Origin of the sequence: Streptomyces gottesmaniae (assembly GCF_031845845.1) — a bacterium.
Lineage (GTDB): Bacteria > Actinomycetota > Actinomycetes > Streptomycetales > Streptomycetaceae > Streptomyces > Streptomyces akebiae.
In genome coordinates, this window is record NZ_JAVRFJ010000023.1 from 23,831 (window position 1) to 44,194 (window position 20,364).

The 20,364-nt window shown below is 68.7% G+C and carries 25 protein-coding genes; 7 read left to right on the forward strand and 18 right to left on the reverse strand.

Translation table 11 applies throughout. The annotated features are described in order from the left end of the window. The first annotated feature begins 118 nt into the window (after positions 1–118). From glmS to RM704_RS24880, 3 genes are all read left to right on the forward strand, one after another. Positions 119–1,966 carry a glutamine--fructose-6-phosphate transaminase (isomerizing) gene (gene glmS, locus RM704_RS24870; RefSeq protein WP_033528360.1) on the forward strand — a complete coding sequence of 616 codons (1,848 nt, stop codon included), beginning with the start codon at positions 119–121 and terminating at the stop codon, positions 1,964–1,966. A 55-nt stretch (positions 1,967–2,021) separates the two neighbouring features. Then, complete coding sequence (locus RM704_RS24875; protein ID WP_033528399.1) at positions 2,022–2,393, forward strand: holo-ACP synthase; 372 nt, start codon at positions 2,022–2,024, stop codon at positions 2,391–2,393. 388 nt (positions 2,394–2,781) lie between these two features. Beyond that, positions 2,782–4,221: an NAD(P)H-hydrate dehydratase gene (locus RM704_RS24880; RefSeq protein ID WP_192829694.1), complete on the forward strand. Its 1,440-nt coding sequence runs from the start codon at positions 2,782–2,784 to the stop codon at positions 4,219–4,221. A 30-nt stretch (positions 4,222–4,251) separates the two neighbouring features. Here the strand turns inward: RM704_RS24880 and RM704_RS24885 are convergent, their stop codons facing one another. Then, complete coding sequence (locus RM704_RS24885; protein WP_311591234.1) at positions 4,252–4,413, reverse strand: hypothetical protein; 162 nt, start codon at positions 4,411–4,413, stop codon at positions 4,252–4,254. 274 nt (positions 4,414–4,687) lie between these two features. Between RM704_RS24885 and coaA the strand changes: the two genes are divergently transcribed. Continuing rightward, positions 4,688–5,677 carry a type I pantothenate kinase gene (gene coaA / locus RM704_RS24890; RefSeq protein WP_033528358.1) on the forward strand — a complete coding sequence of 330 codons (990 nt, stop codon included), beginning with the start codon at positions 4,688–4,690 and terminating at the stop codon, positions 5,675–5,677. A 31-nt stretch (positions 5,678–5,708) separates the two neighbouring features. Then, positions 5,709–6,629, forward strand: coding sequence for a DUF389 domain-containing protein (locus RM704_RS24895; protein ID WP_033528357.1), 921 nt, complete (start codon positions 5,709–5,711; stop codon positions 6,627–6,629). Between the two features lie 109 nt (positions 6,630–6,738). Here the strand turns inward: RM704_RS24895 and glmM are convergent, their stop codons facing one another. The 3 genes from glmM to rplM form a co-directional block, all read right to left on the reverse strand. Beyond that, positions 6,739–8,097 (reverse strand): phosphoglucosamine mutase, encoded by a 1,359-nt coding sequence (glmM, locus tag RM704_RS24900; RefSeq protein ID WP_033528356.1) that lies wholly within the window; start codon positions 8,095–8,097, stop codon positions 6,739–6,741. 254 nt (positions 8,098–8,351) lie between these two features. Beyond that, positions 8,352–8,879, reverse strand: a complete 528-nt coding sequence (gene rpsI, locus RM704_RS24905; protein ID WP_033528355.1) for a 30S ribosomal protein S9 — start codon at positions 8,877–8,879, stop codon at positions 8,352–8,354. A gap of 41 nt (positions 8,880–8,920) precedes the next feature. Then, the gene (gene rplM, locus RM704_RS24910; RefSeq protein WP_033528354.1) at positions 8,921–9,364 is read right to left on the reverse strand and encodes a 50S ribosomal protein L13; all 444 of its coding nucleotides are present in this window, start codon (positions 9,362–9,364) and stop codon (positions 8,921–8,923) included. A 340-nt stretch (positions 9,365–9,704) separates the two neighbouring features. On the opposite strand from rplM, the gene RM704_RS24915 reads away from it, so the two are divergent. Both RM704_RS24915 and RM704_RS24920 read left to right on the forward strand, forming a co-directional pair. Next, on the forward strand, positions 9,705–10,079 hold the full coding sequence (locus RM704_RS24915; protein WP_033528353.1) for a hypothetical protein: 375 nt from the start codon (positions 9,705–9,707) through the stop codon (positions 10,077–10,079). An 82-nt stretch (positions 10,080–10,161) separates the two neighbouring features. Next, positions 10,162–11,046: a hypothetical protein gene (locus RM704_RS24920; RefSeq protein WP_192829693.1), complete on the forward strand. Its 885-nt coding sequence runs from the start codon at positions 10,162–10,164 to the stop codon at positions 11,044–11,046. A gap of 22 nt (positions 11,047–11,068) precedes the next feature. Here the strand turns inward: RM704_RS24920 and truA are convergent, their stop codons facing one another. The 14 genes from truA to rplR form a co-directional block, all read right to left on the reverse strand. Next, complete coding sequence (gene truA, locus RM704_RS24925) at positions 11,069–11,932, reverse strand: tRNA pseudouridine(38-40) synthase TruA (RefSeq protein WP_033528352.1); 864 nt, start codon at positions 11,930–11,932, stop codon at positions 11,069–11,071. A gap of 167 nt (positions 11,933–12,099) precedes the next feature. After that, on the reverse strand, positions 12,100–12,594 hold the full coding sequence (rplQ, locus tag RM704_RS24930) for a 50S ribosomal protein L17 (RefSeq protein ID WP_033528351.1): 495 nt from the start codon (positions 12,592–12,594) through the stop codon (positions 12,100–12,102). 94 nt (positions 12,595–12,688) lie between these two features. Then, positions 12,689–13,711 carry a DNA-directed RNA polymerase subunit alpha gene (locus RM704_RS24935; protein WP_003966937.1) on the reverse strand — a complete coding sequence of 341 codons (1,023 nt, stop codon included), beginning with the start codon at positions 13,709–13,711 and terminating at the stop codon, positions 12,689–12,691. A 133-nt stretch (positions 13,712–13,844) separates the two neighbouring features. Next, positions 13,845–14,249 carry a 30S ribosomal protein S11 gene (rpsK, locus tag RM704_RS24940; RefSeq protein ID WP_003956432.1) on the reverse strand — a complete coding sequence of 135 codons (405 nt, stop codon included), beginning with the start codon at positions 14,247–14,249 and terminating at the stop codon, positions 13,845–13,847. A gap of 70 nt (positions 14,250–14,319) precedes the next feature. Continuing rightward, positions 14,320–14,700: a 30S ribosomal protein S13 gene (gene rpsM, locus RM704_RS24945; protein ID WP_005481202.1), complete on the reverse strand. Its 381-nt coding sequence runs from the start codon at positions 14,698–14,700 to the stop codon at positions 14,320–14,322. A 197-nt stretch (positions 14,701–14,897) separates the two neighbouring features. After that, positions 14,898–15,011: a 50S ribosomal protein L36 gene (gene rpmJ, locus RM704_RS24950; protein ID WP_003998809.1), complete on the reverse strand. Its 114-nt coding sequence runs from the start codon at positions 15,009–15,011 to the stop codon at positions 14,898–14,900. A 73-nt stretch (positions 15,012–15,084) separates the two neighbouring features. Continuing rightward, on the reverse strand, positions 15,085–15,306 hold the full coding sequence (infA, locus tag RM704_RS24955) for a translation initiation factor IF-1 (RefSeq protein WP_003948620.1): 222 nt from the start codon (positions 15,304–15,306) through the stop codon (positions 15,085–15,087). A gap of 200 nt (positions 15,307–15,506) precedes the next feature. Then, positions 15,507–16,343, reverse strand: coding sequence for a type I methionyl aminopeptidase (gene map, locus RM704_RS24960; protein WP_033528350.1), 837 nt, complete (start codon positions 16,341–16,343; stop codon positions 15,507–15,509). Positions 16,344–16,472: 129 nt separating this feature from the next. After that, positions 16,473–17,135: an adenylate kinase gene (locus tag RM704_RS24965; RefSeq protein WP_033528349.1), complete on the reverse strand. Its 663-nt coding sequence runs from the start codon at positions 17,133–17,135 to the stop codon at positions 16,473–16,475. Next, complete coding sequence (gene secY, locus RM704_RS24970; RefSeq protein WP_033528348.1) at positions 17,135–18,448, reverse strand: preprotein translocase subunit SecY; 1,314 nt, start codon at positions 18,446–18,448, stop codon at positions 17,135–17,137. The genes RM704_RS24965 and secY overlap by 1 nt, the downstream gene beginning before the upstream one ends. A gap of 242 nt (positions 18,449–18,690) precedes the next feature. Next, positions 18,691–19,146, reverse strand: coding sequence for a 50S ribosomal protein L15 (gene rplO, locus RM704_RS24975; RefSeq protein ID WP_005481206.1), 456 nt, complete (start codon positions 19,144–19,146; stop codon positions 18,691–18,693). Positions 19,147–19,148: 2 nt separating this feature from the next. After that, the gene (gene rpmD / locus RM704_RS24980; RefSeq protein WP_005481207.1) at positions 19,149–19,331 is read right to left on the reverse strand and encodes a 50S ribosomal protein L30; all 183 of its coding nucleotides are present in this window, start codon (positions 19,329–19,331) and stop codon (positions 19,149–19,151) included. Next, entirely contained in the window at positions 19,331–19,939 is a 609-nt protein-coding gene (gene rpsE / locus RM704_RS24985) for a 30S ribosomal protein S5 (protein ID WP_013001409.1), read from the reverse strand. The genes rpmD and rpsE overlap by 1 nt, the downstream gene beginning before the upstream one ends. Before the next feature lie 39 nt (positions 19,940–19,978). After that, the gene (rplR, locus tag RM704_RS24990) at positions 19,979–20,362 is read right to left on the reverse strand and encodes a 50S ribosomal protein L18 (RefSeq protein ID WP_005481210.1); all 384 of its coding nucleotides are present in this window, start codon (positions 20,360–20,362) and stop codon (positions 19,979–19,981) included. Between the last annotated feature and the right edge of the window lie 2 nt (positions 20,363–20,364).

The following is a 20,364-nucleotide window of genomic DNA, read 5'->3' on the forward strand; positions in this document are numbered from 1 at the left end:
CGAAGGAGCGCCGATCGCGACCCACCTGACCCACACACCCACTGACCCACACGGAACTGTCACGTACAGTCACACTCGACACACGACAGGTCGCGAACAGCGCAACACAGGGGTTTCTATGTGCGGAATCGTGGGATACGTCGGCTCGCAGTCCGCCCTCGACGTGGTCCTCGCCGGACTGAAGCGGCTGGAGTACCGCGGGTACGACTCCGCCGGCGTGGCGGTGGCGGCCGACGGGGGCCTCGCCGCCGCGAAGAAGGCCGGGAAACTGGTCAACCTGGAGAAGGAGCTGGTCGGCCGCCCGCTGCCCACCGGTTCGACCGGCATCGGCCACACCCGCTGGGCCACCCACGGCGGCCCCACGGACACCAACGCCCACCCGCACCTCGACAACGCGGGCCGGGTCGCCGTCGTCCACAACGGCATCATCGAGAACTTCGCCGCGCTGCGCACCGAACTGGCCGAGCGGGGCCACACCCTGACCTCCGAGACGGACACCGAGGTCGTCGCCCACCTCCTCGCCGAGCAGTTCTCCTCCTGCGACGACCTCGCGGAGGCGATGCGGCTGGTGTGCCGTCGGCTGGAGGGAGCGTTCACGCTGGTCGCGGTGCACGCGGACGCACCGGACGTGGTCGTGGGCGCGCGCCGCAACTCGCCCCTGGTGGTCGGCGTCGGCGAGGGCGAGGCCTTCCTCGCCTCCGACGTGGCCGCGTTCATCGCCCACACCCGCTCCGCGATCGAGCTGGGCCAGGACCAGGTCGTCGAACTGCGCCGCGACGGCGTGACGGTGACCACCTTCGACGGCCGCCCCGCCGACGTCCGCTCGTACCACGTCGACTGGGACGCGTCGGCGGCGGAGAAGGGCGGGTACGACTACTTCATGCTCAAGGAGATCGCCGAGCAGCCCAAGGCGGTCGCCGACACGCTCCTCGGCCGTATCGACGCGGCGGGCTCGCTGTCCCTGGACGAGGTCCGCATCCCCGACCGGGAGCTGCGCGAGCTGGACAAGGTGGTCATCGTGGCGTGCGGTACGGCGTTCCACGCGGGCCTCATCGCCAAGTACGCCATCGAGCACTGGACCCGTATCCCGTGCGAGGTGGAGCTGGCGAGCGAGTTCCGTTACCGGGACCCGATCCTCGGCCCCCACACCCTGGTCATCGCCATCTCCCAGTCCGGCGAGACCATGGACACGCTGATGGCGCTGCGCCACGCCCGCGAACAGGGCGCCCGGGTCCTCGCCATCTGCAACACCAACGGCTCGACGATCCCCCGCGAGTCCGACGCGGTCCTCTACACCCACGCGGGCCCCGAGGTGGCGGTCGCCTCGACGAAGGCGTTCCTGACCCAGCTGGTGGCCTGCTACCTGGTGGCCCTCTATCTCGGCCAGGTGCGCGGCACCAAGTGGGGCGACGAGATCCGGGCGGTGATCCGCGACCTCTCCCGTATCTCCCACGAGGTGGAACGCGTCCTCGAAACGATGGAGCCGGTAAGGGAGTTGGCGCGCACGCTGGCCGACAAGAACACGGTCCTCTTCCTGGGCCGGCACGTGGGCTATCCGGTCGCCCTCGAAGGCGCCCTGAAGCTCAAGGAGTTGGCCTACATGCACGCCGAGGGCTTCGCGGCGGGCGAGCTGAAGCACGGCCCGATCGCCCTGATCGAGGAGGACCTCCCGGTGGTCGTCGTGGTCCCCTCCCCGGCGGGCCGCTCCCTCCTGCACGACAAGATCGTCTCCAACATCCAGGAGATCCGCGCGCGGGGCGCCCGCACCATCGTCATCGCGGAGGAGGGCGACGAGACGGTGGTCCCGTACGCCGACCACCTGATCCGCGTCCCGGCGACCCCGACCCTGCTCCAGCCCCTGGTCGCCACGGTCCCGCTCCAGGTCTTCGCCTGCGAACTGGCCACGGCCCGGGGGAACGAGGTGGACCAGCCGCGGAACCTGGCGAAGTCGGTGACGGTGGAGTGAGCGGAGCGCTCCGGCGAGCCCGGGGAGGCGTCCGGCTGGGGCTAGGGTGCGGATCATGCCCATCATCGGAGTCGGCATCGACGTCGCCGAGATCGACCGTTTCCGGGCCTCGCTGGAGCGCACGCCCAGCATGGCCGACCGCCTCTTCCTGCCCAGCGAACTCCTCCTCCCCAGCGGCGAACGCCGGGGCATCGCCTCCCTCGCGGCCCGCTTCGCCGCGAAGGAGGCCCTCGCCAAGGCCCTCGGCGCCCCGAGCGGGCTGCGCTGGACCGACGCGGAGGTCTACGTCGAACCCTCCGGCCAACCCCGCCTCCGCGTCACCGGCACGGTCGCGTCCCGCGCCTCCGAACTGGGCGTCCAGTCCTGGCACATCTCGTTGAGCCATGACGCGGGGGTGGCGTCGGCGGTGGTGATCGCGGAGGGATGAGGGCACGTATCGCGGGGTGGGATCTGAGACGTCTCACGGCTCAGGGTGCGGGTCAGGAGCGCCTCATAGCTCGGACGCGCGGGTCGAAGGGCGCGTGCGGGCCGTGCGTGGCTGGTCGCGCAGTTCCCCGCGCCCCTGGAGGCCAGGGGCTTCGCCCATCCCCCTCCCCCTGCGGGCAATCGTGCCGCCGGGGCGATGGGGGCACCTCCCGCTCGAGCGAAGCCGCGAGTGGGGGAGGGTGGGCGCAGGCGGCGCCTCGCCACCGCCGAGCAGCGGAACCCCACCCCGGCCCGGCGACAGCGGAGGGCGCGCCCCCCACCGACCCACCACCCTGAACTCACGCCCCCACCCCTGCACTCCACCCCCTCCCCAAGGCAGACTCGTCCCCATGCGCTCAGCCCACCGTGTAGAAACCGTCCGCACAGCCGAACGCACCCTCATGGCCCGCCTCCCCGAAGGCGCCCTGATGCAACGCGCCGCCGCGGGCCTGGCCGCGGCCTGCGCGGACACCCTCCCCCGCGTCTACGGCAGCCGCGTCGTCCTCCTCACCGGCAGCGGCGACAACGGCGGCGACACCCTGTACGCCGGCGCCCGCCTGGCCAGGCGCGGCGCGGGTGTGACCGCCGTCCTCCTCGCCCCCGACCGCACGCACCCGGCGGCCCTCGCCGCCCTCCGCCGCGCGGGCGGCACCACGACCACCCCTCACGCCGCCGCCGTCCCCCTCTCTCGGGCCGACCTGATCCTGGACGGCGTCGTCGGCATCGGCGGCAAGGGCGGCCTCCGCCCCGAAGCCGCCCGCCTCGCCGAACTCGCCGCCGCCTCCCCCGCCACGGTCATCGCCGTGGACCTCCCGAGCGGTGTCGAAGCGGACACCGGCGAGGTGCACGGCGCAGCCGTCCGGGCCGACCTCACGATCACCTTCGGCACCCACAAACCGGGCCTGCTCATCGACCCGGCCCGCGAGTACGCCGGCTCGGTCCGCCTGATCGACATCGGCCTGGCGGAGACGCTCCCGCCCGCCCCCGCCCTGGAGTCCCTCCAGCACGCCGACGTGGCCGCGCTCCTCCCCCACCCCTCACCGGAGAGCGACAAGTACCGCCGGGGAGTCGTCGGTATCGCGGCGGGCTCGGCCCGCTACCCGGGCGCGGCGGTGCTCGCGGTCGCGGGCGCCCTGCGCGGCGGCGCGGGCGCCGTCCGGTACGTGGGCGCCGCCGCCGACGCGGTCCTCGCCCGCTTCCCGGAGACCCTCGTCTCGAACACGGGCCCGAAGAAGGCGGGACGCGTGCAGGCCTGGGTCGCGGGCCCCGGCGCGGGTGACGACCCGACCCCCGTCGCCGAGGCCCTCGCCTCCGACGTCCCGGTCCTCCTGGACGCGGACGGCCTGCGCCTCGCCGACCGCGACACGGTCCGCACCCGGGAGGCACCCACGCTGATGACCCCGCACGCGGGAGAGGCGGCCGCCCTTCTGGGCATCTCCCGGGAGGAGGTCGAGGCCGCCCGCCTCACCGCCGTACGCGACCTGGCCCGCGCCTACGACGCCACGGTCCTCCTCAAGGGCTCCACCACCCTCATCGCCGGCCCGGACCCCGACACCCCGGTCCGCGCCAACCCCACCGGCACCCCCTGGCTCGCCACCGCGGGCAGCGGCGACGTCCTCTCCGGCCTGGCCGGCTCCCTCCTGGCAGCCGGCCTCGCCCCCCTGGACGCGGCGAGCGCGGCGGCGTACCTCCACGGCCTGGCGGGCCGCTACGCCGCCGACGGCGCCCCGACGGGGGCCCACGACGTGGCGGAGGCGATCCCGGCGGCCTGGCGGGACATCACCTCCTGACGCCCACCCCGCCCACCCCGCGCACCGGGCTCAACTCCCTTCCTCGATCCGGTCGATGGCCTCCCGCACCATCCCCAGATACTCGACCTCCTCGCACCGCGGCTTACTGCCCATCCGGTACATGTCAATGGCGTCATCGAGGCACTCGCCGAGGTCCTCGTCCGGCAGGTCCGCCGAGAGCTCGCTGCACACCCGTCCGGCGAGCTCCGCGTCACCGCGCGCGGACCCCCGTCGAACGGCGTCCCGTAAGCGAAGTCGCACACCAAAAGTCATCCCCATCCCCCATTTCCCCCTGGTCGACCGGGAGGCGGCTCCCTCCCGACCGCCCGGACGCTAGTCCTCCCCACACCCAAGGTCCATACCTTCGCCACAGTTCACGCACAGGGAAGGGAATCCCCTACCGCGCCCCGGCCCGGCGTGACGGAGCCCACCCGCCACCTCGTTCAAACTCCGTTAACAATGGACTGTGATCTCACCGGTCTCCTCGTTGCCGCGGAGCGCCCACCGGCCCAGGCCGGAGGCGACTCCCTACGTCGACCTCACCCGTGCCGAATGGAGCGCGCTGCGCGAAAAGACGCCGCTCCCCCTGAATGCCGAGGAGGTCGAACAGCTGCGCGGCCTGGGCGATGTCATCGACCTCGACGAGGTACGGGACATCTATCTGCCGTTGTCCCGGCTCCTCAACCTCTACGTGGGCGCCACCGACGGCCTGCGTCAGGCCCTGAACACCTTCCTGGGCGAGCAGGGCTCCCAGTCCGGCACCCCGTTCGTCATAGGCGTCGCCGGCTCCGTGGCCGTCGGCAAGTCCACCGTCGCCCGCCTCCTCCAGGCACTCCTGGCCCGCTGGCCCGAACACCCGCGCGTCGAACTGGTCACCACCGACGGCTTCCTGCTCCCCATGAAGGACCTCCAGGAACGCGGCCTGGTCTCCCGCAAGGGCTTCCCCGAGTCGTACGACCGCCGGGCCCTGACCCGTTTCGTCGCCGACATCAAGGCGGGCAAGGGCGAGGTGACGGCGCCCGTCTACTCCCACCTCATCTACGACATCGTCCCCGACCAGCGGCTCACGGTCCGCCGCCCCGACATCCTCATCGTCGAGGGCCTCAACGTCCTGCAGCCCGCCCTCCCCGGCAGCGACGGCCGCACCCGCGTCGGTCTCGCCGACTACTTCGACTTCAGCGTGTACGTCGACGCCGGTGCCGACGACATCGAGCGCTGGTACCTCAACCGCTTCAAGAAGCTCCGCCAGACCGCGTTCCAGAACCCCGACTCGTACTTCCGCAAGTACACCCAGGTCTCCGAGGACGACGCCCTCGACTACGCCCGCACCCTCTGGCGCACCATCAACAAGCCCAACCTGGTCGAGAACATCGCCCCCACCCGCGGCCGCGCCACCCTCATCATCCGCAAGGGCCCCGACCACAAGGTCCGCCGTCTCAGCCTGCGCAAGCTGTAGCCCCTTCACCCGGCCCGGCTACCCTGCGGGCATGCTGCATCTGCGCCTGATCACCCCGGCCGACCGGACCGACGAAGTGGTGCGCCTGATCGAGGGCACGGTCGGGTGCGCCCACCTCGTCGTCCTACCAGGCGCCGCCCGCAACCCCGCCGGCGACGTCGTCATGTGCGACGTGGCACGCGAGGCGGGCGACGAACTGATCGGCGAACTCCGGGCGTTGGACCTCGACCGAACCGGCTCCATCGCCGTCGAGAACATCGACCTGTCGCTCTCCGAACGCGCCGACAAGGCCGAGAAGGACGCGCCCGGCGAGGCCGCCGACGCGGTCCTCTGGGAGCATCTGACGGACGCGACCCACGAGGAGTCGACGCTCTCCGTCACCTACGTCGCCTTCATCACCCTCGCCACGATGATCGCGGCCTGCGGCGTGGTCCTCGACAACGCCGTCCTGATCGTCGGCGCGATGGCGGTCGGCCCCGAGTTCGGGCCCCTGGCGGGCTTCAGCACGTCCATCGTCCAGCGTCACCCGCGCCTCGCCCTGCGCTCGCTGATCGCCCTCCTCGTGGGCTTCGCGGTGGCCATGGCGGCGACGGTCGGCTTCAGCCTCTTCATGGACGCGCTCGGCTACTTCACCGAGGCGAAGCTGGAGGCCGACCGCCCCAACACCGCCTTCGTCTACGCCCCCGACGCCTTCTCCTTCATCGTGGCGGTCCTCGCGGGCATCGCGGGCACCCTCTCCCTGACCTCGGCCAAGTCTGGAGCCCTCGTGGGTGTGGCCATCTCGGTCACCACGGTCCCGGCCGCCGCGAACGCGGCGGTGGCCCTGGCCTACGGCGACACGAAGCAGACGGTGGGCTCCACGGAGCAACTGCTCCTGAACCTCCTGGGCATCATCCTGGCGGGCACCCTCACCCTGCTCATCCAGAAGTGGCTGTGGTCGAAGACCCGTTGACCGCGCCGGCGTCAGGGGCGCGGGGAACTGCGCGACAAGCCACGACCCACCCGCACCCCGCCACGCACAGAACCCCACGCCCCTACCCGGAACGCACAGCCCTCCAGACCTACCCGAGCGCGGACTTCACCGCATCGGCAAGCCGCCCCGCGACCGACCGCGCCTGCTCGATGTCGGCGGCCTCCACCATCACCCGCACCAACGGCTCGGTCCCGGACGGCCGCAACAACACCCGCCCCGTGGAACCGAGTTCACCCTCGGCCTCGGCGACCGCCGCCGCCAGCTCCGCGGACGTGGACACCCGCGACCGATCCACGTCCGGCACGTTGATGAGCACCTGCGGCAACCGCTCCATCACCCCGGCCAGCTCCTGCAGCGTACGGCCGGTCTGCGCGACCCGAGCCGCCAGCAGCAGCCCCGTCAGTGTGCCGTCACCCGTCGTAGCGTGGTCGGAGATGATCACATGCCCGGACTGCTCGCCCCCGAGCGCGTACCCGTGCTCCTTCATCTCCTCCAGCACGTACCGGTCCCCGACCGCGGTCTGCACCAGCCGCAGCCCCTCCCGCTCCAGCGCCAGCTTGAAGCCGAGGTTGGACATGACCGTCGCCACGACCGTGTCAGCCCGCAGGGTGGAACGCTCCCGCATCGCCAGCGCGAGCACCGCGAGAATCTGGTCCCCGTCGACCTCGTTGCCCTCGTGGTCCACCGCGAGGCACCGGTCCGCGTCGCCGTCGTGCGCGATGCCGAGGTGCGCCCCGTGCTCCAGGACGGCGGCCTTCAGCGGCCCGAGGTGCGTCGACCCGCACCCGTCGTTGATGTTGAGCCCGTCCGGCTCGGCCCCGATCGTGACGATCTCGGCGCCGGCGCGGGTGAACGCCTCCGGAGAGACCCCGGCGGCGGCACCGTGCGCCTCGTCGAGGACGACCTTGATCCCGTCGAGCCGGTTGGGGAGGACGGAGAGCAGATGCTCGACGTACCGCCCGGAGCCGTCGTCGTAGGACCGGACACGCCCGACGCCCGCGCCCGTGGGCCGCTCCCAGGGAGCCCCGGTGCGGTGCTCCTCGTAGACGCCCTCGATCCTGTCCTCCAGCTCGTCGGCGAGCTTGTGGCCGCCGCGGGCGAAGAACTTGATCCCGTTGTCCGGCATGGCGTTGTGGCTGGCGGAGAGCATCACACCGAGGTCGGCGCCCAGCTCACCGGTGAGGAACGCCACCGCGGGGGTGGGCAGCACACCGACGCGCAGCACGTCGACACCCGCGCTGGCGAGGCCGGCCACCACGGCCGCCTCCAGGAACTCCCCGGACGCTCGCGGATCCCGCCCGACCACCGCCACCGGCTTGTGGCCCTCGAACGTTCCCGCCTCGGCGAGTACGTGTGCCGCCGCGACGGACAGTCCGAGCGCGAGCTCGGCCGTCAGATCCGCGTTGGCGACACCGCGCACGCCGTCCGTGCCGAAGAGTCGTCCCACTGTGGTGTCCTCCGAATTGCTCAGAATGTGCGGCTCGTACAGATGGTCACGAGTGTCCCGGCATTCCCCTGACCAAGTACATCCCCTGAGACTGTCCTCCCCCTTTCGGGGTTGTACCGACAGTCTGTGCATATGCCTGCGCTGAATGATCAGCCCTGCTAAGCAAACCGCCCCGGCGGCACGGGGTACGTGCCACCGGGGCGATACGCGCAATGCGCAACGCACGCGAATCGCGCCAGCGGCGCGAGCGCGATTTAGCGCTTGCTGTACTGCGGGGCCTTGCGGGCCTTCTTCAGACCGGCCTTCTTGCGCTCGACCGCACGGTCGTCGCGGCGGAGGAAGCCGGCCTTCTTGAGGGCGCCACGGTTGTTGTCGACGTCGGCCTCGTTCAGCGCGCGGGCGACACCGAGACGAAGCGCACCGGCCTGACCGGAGACACCGCCACCGGCGATGCGGGCGATGACGTCGTAACGGCCTTCGAGCTCCAGCACCTTGAAGGGCTCGTTGACTTCCTGCTGGTGCACCTTGTTGGGGAAGTAGTCCTCAAGGGTGCGACCGTTGATCTTCCACTTGCCGGAGCCCGGGACGATCCGGACACGGGCGATGGCGTTCTTGCGACGGCCCAGGCCGGCGGCCGGCTGCGGGTCGCCGAAGCGGCCGGCGAGGGACTCCGAGGTGTAGTCGCCCTCGACGGGGACCTCGGACTCGGTGGTGTAGCTGTCGATGTCGACAAGCTCGGTCTCGGTCTCTTCGACCGGCTGCTCAGCGGTGGTCTCGGCCACGATGCTCCTCAGATCTTTTCTGTTTGGGGGTGTGGCCGGAACTACTGCGCGACCTGGGTGATCTCGAACGGCACCGGCTGCTGCGCAGCGTGGGGGTGCTGGTCGCCCGAGTAGACCTTCAGCTTCGAGAGCATCTGACGGCCCAGGGAGTTCTTGGGGATCATGCCCTTGATGGCCTTCTCGACGGCCTTCTCGGGGTTCTTCGCCAGCAGCTCGTCGTAACGGACGGAGCGCAGACCACCCGGGTAGCCGGAGTGGCGGTACGCCAGCTTCTGGGTCTTCTTGTTGCCGGACAGGTGAACCTTGTCGGCGTTGATGATGATGACGAAGTCGCCCATGTCCATGTGAGGGGCATAGGTCGGCTTGTGCTTGCCACGGAGGAGGTTCGCGGCAGTGGTAGCCAGACGACCCAGGACGATGTCCTGTGCGTCAATGACGTGCCACTGGCGAGTCACATCGCCGGGCTTGGGGCTGTACGTACGCACTTCGCAGCCTTCTTCTTCAGTGGATGGGTGGTGACACATGGCATCACTGAAGCGATCGTGCAGCTGGGGACGACAGTGCCGGGAACGCTGCCCGTATGCCGCCCACTGGTAACTGCTCCAGGGAACCTACGCAAGGGCTTCTCGCCTGAGAGCGACCAAGCCAATACGCATAACAATCCGCAAGAGTACTCGGGCGGCCCCGGACGGGTCAAAACGGCCCCGGGACGGGTGCCCGCGCCACCCTTGATCCACTTCGCCCGCGAGTTCGGATACGATCCGGCCCCACGTGCCGCGAGGCGCGTGGTTCAGCCGTGCAAGCTGCAAACAACGGGGTTCGTCTATGAAGTTTCGTAAGAATGTTGCCGCCGCGATCGTTGCGGCCGGCGTCGCCCTGACGCTGGGCGCGGCCGGGACGGCGTCCGCGTCGAGCCACTACTCGGTGCCCGGCGGCCAGGTGAAGTTCACGTCCAAGGGCGAGATCCTCAAGGTCTGGGACACGAAGGCGGGCAAGACCGGTCTCTACGTCTCGGTCTACGACGAGTCCGCGAAGAACCCGACGATGGACGGGTGCCACGTCAAGGGCAAGGGCAAGAGCAAGACCTGCAACATGAAGTTCAAGAACGGGCACAAGCTCGACATCAACGTCTTCTCGTACACGAAGTGGAGCGACCACAACACGCGCGAGCTCGTCGCCAGCTGGAGCGACAAGGCGTAACCCGGTACCGAGCGGTAACCCGGTACCAGGGCGTGACCTGGAACCGACGAAGACCTCCCCTCGCCCGTCTAAACTGCGCCCCATGAGCTTTGGGCAGGGGGGGTCTCAGTGGAGCCCCGGGGGTTCCCACAATCCGTGGGACAGTCAGTGGAGTTCCTCCAGTAACCAGACCCCGGACTGGGCGTCACTCGCCGAGCAGTCCGAGATACGCAACAGGCGCCGCAGACTCCTGCTGATCGTCGGCGGAGCCCTCGCCACGGTCGGCATAGGCGTCGCCGTGGCGGTAGCCGTCGTCAACACCGACAACGGCAGCACCGCGGCGAACGGCCCGAACGACCTGCCGGCCACGGCGGACATCCCGAGCGCCAGCGCCAAGACGGACCCGTCGTTCGCACCGACGTCGGCACCGCCCCCGCTGAACCCGAAGGACTTCATCTCCAGCTCGGGCAAGGACAAGGCGCCGATCAGCCCGGACATCCTCTTCCCTGGCTCCCAGCTGACCACGCCCGCCAACGACGTCTACCGCAAGGGCCCCACGGCCTCGACGACGGACTGCGCCTCGGCTGTCCAGGGCACCCTCGACAAGCTCCTGACCGGCAACGACTGCACCCGCTTCATGCGCGTGACGTACCACCGCGACGACATCGCGGTCACGATCGGTGTCGCCCTGTTCGACACGGAGGCCAAGGCGACCAAGGTCAAGACGGGCTGGGACAAGGAGAGCACCATCGTGTCCCTCTCCGGTGAGGGCGTCCCCGTCTTCTGCCGTACGACGGTCTGCCGTACCACCGCCAACTCCTACGGCCGCTACGCCTACTTCACCCTCACCGGCTTCACCGACGGCAAGGACGTGACGGAGAAGGACAAGGAGGCCTTCGCCGCCGGCGACGACCTCGGCAGGTCCACCTTCGGGCAGATCCGCCGCCGCGGCGAGACCCAGGCAGCCGCCGCGGCCAACGGCCAGTAGGCCGAGCGACGCCGCCCCGGGGTCAGCAGCAGCCGCCCCCGGGCGCCCCCGGCAGACTCCGCCGGTTCCGCGCCTCCCTGCTCCGCGCGGCCAGCAGCTCGTCCGCCGGGTAGCCGACCTCCTCCAGGGTCAGCCCGTGCGGCCGTACGACATGCACGGCGGAGTCCCGTACACCGGCGGCCAGCACCTTCCCGGGCCATTCCGGCCCCCGGTGGCCGTCCCCCACGAACAGCAGGGCGCCGATCAGCGAGCGCACCATGTTGTGGCAGAAGGCGTCGGCCCGCACGGTGGCGGTGATGATCCCGTCGTCGCCCCGCACCAGGCTCAGCTCCTGCAGTGTGCGGATGGTGGTCGCCCCCTCCCGCCGCTTGCAGTACGCGGCGAAGTCGTGCTCCCCCAGCAGCCGCCGCGCCGCCTCGTTCATGGCGTCCACGTCCAGCGGCCAGTCGTGCCACAGGACGTGACCGCGCAGCAACGGATCGACACCGCCGGGATTGTCGGTGACCCGGTAGGCGTACCGCCGCCAGATCGCCGAGAACCGCGCGTTGAAGCCACTGGGCGCCTCCCTGAGCGCCCACACCCGCACATCCTTCGACAGCCGCCCCGCGAGCCGCTTCAGCAGCTTCTCGTGGTGCTCGCGCCACACGGCCTCCGGCAGATCCACGTGCGCCACCTGGCCCCGCGCGTGCACCCCGGCGTCGGTCCGCCCGGCCACGGTCAGCTCATAGGTCTCCCGGGACCGGGTGACCGTCCGCAGGGCGTCCTCGATCTCCCCCTGCACGGTCCGCCGCCCTGCGGCCTGCTTGGCCCACCCGGAGAACTCGGCACCGTCGTACGACAGGTCCAGGCGCACCCGGACATGCCCGGGCTGTACTTCGTCACTCACTCAGAGATCCTCTCAGCAACACAGAAGCGGGCCCGCCCCTCGAAAGGGACGGGCCCGCCAACGCCCTGAAGGGGCGCGGGACTGTATCGATGTGCGGCTCCGCCGCGTGGGCGCGAACAACCACCACGAACCCGCAGCCGCAGACGCACAGCCCCCCGGCAGAACGCTTACGCGTCCTTCGACTCCTCGGCCGGAGCCTCGGTCGCCTCGTCGGCCTTGGTCTCCTCGACCTTGGCCTCCTCGGACTCCTTGACCGCACGCTTGGTGGCGGCCTCGGCCTCACCCGTCGCCTGCTGCGCGACCGTCAGCGCCTCGACCAGCTCGATGACAGCCATGGGCGCGTTGTCGCCACGACGGTTACCGATCTTGGTGATCCGGGTGTAGCCACCCGGACGGTTCTCGTACCGCGGGCCGATCTCGGTGAAGAGCGTGTGCACGACGCTCTTGTCCGTGATGACCTGGAGCACCTGGCGGCGGTTGTGAAGGTCGCCCTTCTTCGCCTTGGTGACCAGACGCTCGGCGTAGGGCCGCAGACGGCGGGCCTTCGCCTCGGTGGTGGTGATCCGGCCGTGCTCGAAGAGCGACTTCGCGAGGTTCGCGAGCAGCAGCTTCTCGTGCGCGGCACTGCCGCCCAGACGGGCACCCTTGGTGGGCTTCGGCATTGTTCTTCTCCTGTGTGTCTGCCCCGGCCGTATCAGGTACCGGGGTCAGGAACCCGATGAGCGGATGCTCACCGGCAACGACCGGTCAGTACGGTCAGTACTGCTCGGTCTCCACGAAACCCGCGTCCGCGTCGTCGTCGGCGCCGAAGGCGTCGGCGGCGGCCGTGGGGTCGAATCCGGGCGGGCTGTCCTTCAGGGCCAGGCCCATGCCGGCCAGCTTCGCCTTGACCTCGTCGATGGACTTCGCACCGAAGTTGCGGATGTCCAGCAGGTCCGCCTCGGAACGAGCGACGAGCTCACCCACGGAGTGGATGCCCTCACGCTTGAGGCAGTTGTACGACCGAACCGTGAGCTCCAGCTCCTCGATCGGCAGCGCCAGATCGGCGGCGAGCGCGGCGTCCGTCGGGGACGGACCCATGTCGATGCCCTCGGCGTCGATGTTCAGCTCGCGGGCGAGACCGAACAGCTCGACCAGCGTCTTACCGGCGGAGGCCATGGCGTCACGCGGACGCATCGCCTGCTTGGTCTCGACGTCGACGATCAGCTTGTCGAAGTCGGTGCGCTGCTCGACACGCGTGGCCTCGACCTTGTACGTGACCTTGAGCACCGGCGAGTAGATGGAGTCGACCGGGATACGGCCGATCTCCTGGCCCACCTGCTTGTTCTGCACGGCGGAGACGTAACCGCGGCCACGCTCGACCGTCAGCTCCATCTCCAGCTTGCCCTTGCCGTTGAGCGTGGCGAGGACGAGGTCGGGGTTGTGCACCTCGACACCGGCCGGGGGCGCGATGTCGGCGGCGGTGACCAGACCCGGGCCCTGCTTGCGCAGGTACATCACGACCGGCTCGTCGTGCTCCGAGGAGACGACCAGCTGCTTGATGTTGAGGATCAGGTCGGTGACGTCCTCCTTGACGCCCGGCACGGTGGTGAACTCGTGCAGGACACCGTCGATCCGGATGCTGGTGACAGCCGCACCGGGGATCGACGACAGGAGCGTGCGACGCAGGGAGTTGCCGAGGGTGTAACCGAAGCCCGGCTCCAGCGGCTCGATCACGAACCGGGAGCGGAACTCGTCGACGACCTCTTCGGTCAACGAGGGACGCTGAGCGATCAGCATGTGGTGATCCTTCTGTCAGGGGCGCCCGCTATTTGACGCCCTGAGATGTAACAAGGGTACGGGCGATATGCCTCCGAAGAGCCATACCGCCCGAAAACCTCAGACCAAGCAGTCGCGCATCCGACCCGAGGGGTCAGACGCGGCGGCGCTTGGGGGGACGGCAGCCGTTGTGCGGGGTGGGCGTGACGTCCTGGATGGAGCCGACCTCGAGACCGGTCGCCTGGAGCGAACGGATGGCCGTCTCACGACCCGAGCCCGGGCCCTTGACGAACACGTCGACCTTGCGCATGCCGTGCTCCTGCGCGCGACGGGCGGCCGACTCGGCTGCCATCTGCGCGGCGAACGGCGTGGACTTGCGGGAGCCCTTGAAGCCGACGTGACCGGCGGAGGCCCAGGAGATCACGTTGCCCGAGGGGTCCGTGATGGAGACGATCGTGTTGTTGAACGTGCTCTTGATGTGCGCGTGGCCGTGAGCGACGTTCTTCTTTTCCTTGCGGCGCACCTTCTTGGCAGCGCCCTGACGACCCTTGGGGGGCATCTACAAACTCCTACGGGGAGGTGGTCGGTCCTACAGCGAAGACCGCTGATGAAGCGTTGTCCGCTGAGGACTACTTCTTGCCCGGCTTCTTCTTGCCGGCGATGGCGCGACGCGGGCCCTTGCGGGTGCGGGCGTTGGTGCTGGTGCGCTGACCGCGGACGGGCAGACCGCGACGGTGACGGAGGCCCTGGTAGCAGCCGATCTCCACCTTGCGGCGGATGTCGGCCTGGACCTCGCGACGGAGGTCACCCTCGGTCTTGATGTTGTTGTCCACGTACTCGCGGATCGCGACGAGCTGCTCCTCGGAGAGGTCGCGGACGCGGGTGTCGGGGTTGACGCCGGTCGCTGCCAGCGTCTCCTGGGAGAGGGTCCGGCCGATGCCGAACACATAGGTGAGGGCGACCTCCACGCGCTTGTCGCGCGGGATGTCAACACCGGAAACGCGTGCCATTCAATGGCTCCTGGTGATTGTCGGAGGTCTTCCACAGGACCGGCTCCCGGCCGCCGTACCAGGTACGAACCGGGTCCCCGGCCTCCGAGCCGGGGGTGTCAGACGCCCTGCGGCGTCTGGGTCCTGCGTATGAACAATTCAGCTCGCGTCGCGCGAATCCCTGCGATGTCGATGCAGAGGGTGTGGTCGAACGTGCGTCAGCCCTGGCGCTGCTTGTGGCGCGGGTTCTCGCAGATGACCATGACCCGACCGTGACGGCGGATCACCCTGCACTTGTCGCAGATCTTCTTGACGCTCGGCTTGACCTTCATGGGGTGAGGTTCTCCGGGTCAGTGCCACCACCCGCGTCCCGGAGGACCGGGGCACGGAGAGCGGGGGCAAGATCTACTTGTAGCGGTAGACGATCCGGCCACGCGTCAGGTCGTACGGAGACAGCTCCACCACGACCCGGTCGTCAGGGAGGATACGGATGTAGTGCATACGCATCTTGCCGCTGATGTGTGCCAGGACCTGGTGGCCGTTCTGGAGCTCGACCTTGAACATGGCGTTCGGAAGAGACTCGACGACAGTGCCCTCGATCTCGATGGCACCTTGCTTCTTGGCCACGCTTCGCCCTTCGAATCGACTACCTTGATCGACTCCGCGTAGCCGGATGAAGACATACGGAAACACGAGAGCCGACGAGTCAGTCTACGTCAGGCCCCCGAGAAACACGAATTCGGGTAAGACTGCCCACCGTGGAAGATCATTACTCCGGCCCGCGGCAGCGCCGCGCCCCACGCGCACCCGTACCCGGCGACAGGACCTCAGCCGACCGGGTCAGGAGCCGCGGTGATCCCGAACTCCGCCAGCTTGGCCTTGCCCCCGTCGGGAGCCGTCAGCACCAGGGGACCCTGTTCGGTCAGCGCGACGGAGTGCTCCCAGTGCGAGGACCACGTCCCGTCCGTCGTCACCACGGTCCAGTCGTCGGCGAGCACCTCGGTCTTGGGCGTACCCAGCGACACCATCGGCTCGATCGCGAGACAGAAGCCGGGAACCAGCTTCGGCCCCTTGCCCCGACGCCGCTCGACGTAGTTCAGCAGATGCGGGTCCATGTGCATCTCGGTCCCGATGCCGTGGCCGCCGTAGTCCTCGACGATCCCGTACTTCCCCCCGCCCGGCTTCGGCTGCCGGCGGATGTACGTCTCGATGGCCCGGGAGACGTCCACGAGCCGGTTGCCCAGCTTCATCGCGGCGATCCCGGCCCACATGGACTCCTCGGTCACCCGCGACAGCTCAAGGAGCTCCGGAGCGTGACCGGACCCCACGAACGCGGTGTAGGCGGCGTCACCGTGCCAGCCGTCGACGATCGCACCGCAGTCGATGGAGATGATGTCGCCGTCCTTCAGAACGACCTCGTCGCTCGGGATCCCGTGGACCACGACCTCGTTCACCGAGGTGCAGATCGTCGCCGGGAAACCGCCGTACCCGAGGAAGTTCGACTTGGCCCCGTGCTCCGCGAGCACCTTGCGGGCGACCTCGTCGAGATCCTTCGTGGAGGCGCCCGGCACGGCGGCCTCCCGGGTGGCCGCGTGAATGGCGGCGACGACCAGCCCCGCCTCACGCATCTTGGCGATCTGCTCGGGACTCTTGATCTGCACCATGGGGGCCTGCGCTCTCCGTCTTCCTTCGTGTCCACGAGGCACGAGATCTCGTTCTCGCGTTTTTGCCTACACAACAGTACGGCCGCGGCGCCCCTCACGGGCACCGCGGCCGACGTACCGACCGACGACCTACTTGTCGTCGTCCTCGCGCTTGAGCGCCTCCATGGCGCGCTGGGTGACTTCCTCCACCGGGCCGAGGGCCGAGATCGTCACCACGAGGCCCTGGGCCTTGTAGTAGTCGATGATCGGCTCGGTCTGGGTGTGGTAGACCTCCAGGCGCTTGCGCACCGTCTCCTCGGAGTCGTCGTCACGCTGGTACAGCTCGCCGCCGCAGGCGTCGCAGACGCCCTCCTGCTTCGGCTTCTTGTACGTGACGTGGAAGACGTGGGCGGAGTCGTTGCGGCAGATGCGACGGCCGGCGATCCGCTTCACGACCTCGTCCTCGGGGACCTCCAGGTCCAGCACCGCGTCCAGGTTCATGGACTCGTCCTGGAGCGTCACGTCCAGCGCCTCGGCCTGCGAGACGTTGCGCGGGAAGCCGTCGAGCAGGAAGCCCTGCTCGGCGTCCGGCTGCTCCATGCGGTCCTTGGCCATCGCGATGGTGACCTCGTCGGGCACGAGCTCGCCCTTGTCCATGTAGGACTTCGCGAGTTTGCCGAGTTCCGTCTGCTTGCTGATGTTGGCCCGGAACAGGTCGCCCGTGGAGATGTGCGGGATCGACAGGTTCTTGGCCAGGAACGCGGCCTGCGTTCCCTTACCGGCACCCGGCGGCCCGACGAGGACGATACGCATCAGCGGAGGAACCCTTCGTAATTGCGCTGCTGGAGCTGGCTCTCGATCTGCTTCACCGTCTCCAGACCCACACCCACGATGATCAGGATGCTGGTTCCACCGAACGGGAAGTTGGCGTTTGCCCCGAAGCCGGCCAACGCCATTGTCGGCACGAGAGCGATCAGGCCCAGGTACAGCGAACCCGGCCAGGTGATCCGGTTGAGTACGTAGCTCAGGTACTCAGCGGTCGGTCGGCCAGCCCGGATTCCCGGGATGAAGCCACCATACTTCTTCATGTTGTCCGCGACTTCCTCGGGGTTGAACGAGATGGCCACGTAGAAGAAGGCGAAGAAGATGATGAGGAAGAAGTAGATCGTGACGTGCGCCGGCGCGGCCGTGTCGGCCAGGTTGGCGGTGATCCAACTCGCCCAGCCGGCCGTGGAGTTGGAGAACTGCACGATGAGAGCCGGAATGTAGAGCAGCGACGAGGCGAAAATCACAGGGATGATGCCCGCCTGGTTGACCTTCAACGGAATGTAGGTCGAGGTGCCACCGTAGGAACGGCGGCCGATCATGCGCTTCGCATACTGAACCGGAATACGGCGCTGAGCCTGCTCCACGAAGACCACGAGCGCGACCATGACCAGGCCGACGGCGATGACGGTGCCGAACTCGATCCAACCGCCCGCCAGGTCGCCCTGCTCCTTGATCGCCCAGAGCGCGGACGGGAACGTGGCGGCGATCGAGATGAACATCAGGATCGACATGCCGTTGCCGATGCCGCGGTCGGTGATGAGCTCACCGAGCCACATGACGAGGGCCGTACCGGCGGTCATGGTGATGACCATGACCACAGTGGTGTAGATCGACTGGTCGGGGACGATCAGACCGGCCTGCGCACAGCCGCTGAACAGCGAGCCGCTACGGGCGGTGGCCACCAGGCCGGTGCCCTGAAGGATCGCCAGGGCCACCGTCAGGTAACGGGTGTACTGCGTGATCTTCGCCGTACCGGCCTGCCCCTCCTTCTTCAGGGCTTCCAGACGCGGGATCACCACGGTCAGCAGCTGCAGAATGATGCTCGCCGTGATGTACGGCATGATGCCGAGCGCGAAGATCGTGATCTGCAGCAGCGCGCCACCGCTGAACATGTTGACCAGCCCGAACAGGCCCGTGTTGGTCTGGGCCTGATCGATGCAGAACTGGACGGCGCTGTAGTCGACACCGGGGATCGGGATATGGGTACCGACCCGGTAGATCACGATGATGCCGAGCGTGAAGAGCAGCTTCTTGCGCAGGTCGGGCGTCTTGAACGCCCGGGCGAACGCGGTGAGCACGGTGCCTCCTGCGACCCCCGCGCTACTGCGTCAAGGGTGACGGTTTTGAGATTCTGATGAGGACGACTTACGTAACGTTTAACTGCCGCGGCGAGTGCCCGGATGAGAGCACCCTGTGAAAACGGGCAGCGCAGGTCACCTTACCGGCGAGACTGCTTCCCTAGGAACGACCAACCGGGGATACCCCATTTGTGGGGTATCCCCGGTCGGGATCGCTCAAGTCATCGAGACACCTGGTGGGTTCAGACGAGCTCGGTGACGGTACCGCCGGCGGCGGTGATCTTCTCCTTGGCGGAGCCGGAGACGGCGTCGACCGTCACCTGCAGCGCCACGGAGATCTCGCCCTGGCCGAGGACCTTGACGAGGCTGTTCTTGCGGACGGCACCCTTGTCGACCAGGTCGGCAACGGTGACCTCTCCACCCTCGGGGTAGAGGGCGGCGAGCTTGTCCAGGTTCACGACCTGGAACTCCGTCTTGAAGGGGTTCTTGAAGCCCTTCAGCTTCGGGAGACGCATGTGGAGGGGCATCTGGCCACCCTCGAAGCGCTCCGGAACCTGGTAGCGGGCCTTCGTACCCTTGGTACCACGACCGGCCGTCTTACCCTTCGACGCCTCACCACGACCGACACGAGTCTTCGCGGTCTTGGCACCGGGGGCGGGACGGAGGTTGTGGATCTTGAGCGGGTTGTTCTCCGCCATGATCAGTCGACCTCCTCGACCGTCACGAGGTGGCGGACGGTGTGCACCATGCCGCGGAACTCGGGGCGGTCCTCCTTGACGACCTGCGTGTTGATGCCCTTGAGACCAAGGGAACGCAGGGTGTCACGGTGGTTCTGCTTGCTGCCGATGTACGACTTCGTCTGCGTGATCTTGAGCTGAGCCATTACGCAGCACCAGCCCCGGCACGCGCACGAAGCAGAGCCGCGGGAGCGACGTCCTCGAGCGGCAGACCACGGCGGGCCGCGATCTCCTCGGGACGCTGCAGGCCCTTCAGGGCCTCCACGGTCGCGTGCACGATGTTGATCGCGTTCGACGAGCCGAGCGACTTCGACAGGATGTCGTGAACGCCGGCGCACTCGAGCACGGCACGCACCGGGCCACCGGCGATGACGCCGGTACCGGGGGACGCCGGCTTGAGCAGGACGACGCCCGCCGCCTTCTCACCCGTGATCGGGTGCGGGATGGTGCCCTGGATACGGGGGACCTTGAAGAAGTGCTTCTTGGCCTCCTCAACACCCTTGGCGATGGCGGCCGGCACCTCCTTGGCCTTGCCGTAACCGACACCCACGGTGCCGTCACCGTCGCCCACTACGACGAGCGCAGTGAAGCTGAAGCGACGACCACCCTTCACAACCTTGGCGACGCGGTTGATCGCGACAACGCGCTCAACGTACGCGGTCTTCTCGGCGGCAGCTGCGCCGCCGTCACGGCCCTTCCGGTCCCGCCGCTCGCCGCCACCGGCACCGCCACCGCGGCGCTGGGGTCCAGCCATTGGATTTACCTCTCTCTTTCCGCTAGCTACGCAGCGAGCTCAGAACTTGAGCCCGGCCTCGCGGGCGGCGTCGGCCAGGGCCGCGATGCGACCCGCGTACCGGTTACCACCTCGGTCGAACACAACGGCCTCGACACCGGCGGCCTTGGCACGCTCGGCGACCAGGGCGCCGACCTTGCCGGCCTGCGCCGACTTGTCCTCCGACGCACCACGGATCGACGAGTCCAGGGTGGACGCCGACGCAAGGGTGTGACCCTTGAGGTCGTCGATCACCTGGGCCACGATGTGGCGGTTCGAGCGGGTCACGACCAGGCGGGGACGCTCAGCCGTACCGTTGACCTTCTTACGGATCCGGATGTGGCGCCGCTTGATGGCTGCCCGCTTGTAAGCGTCGCCCTTAGCGATCTTCGTACCGTATGCCATGG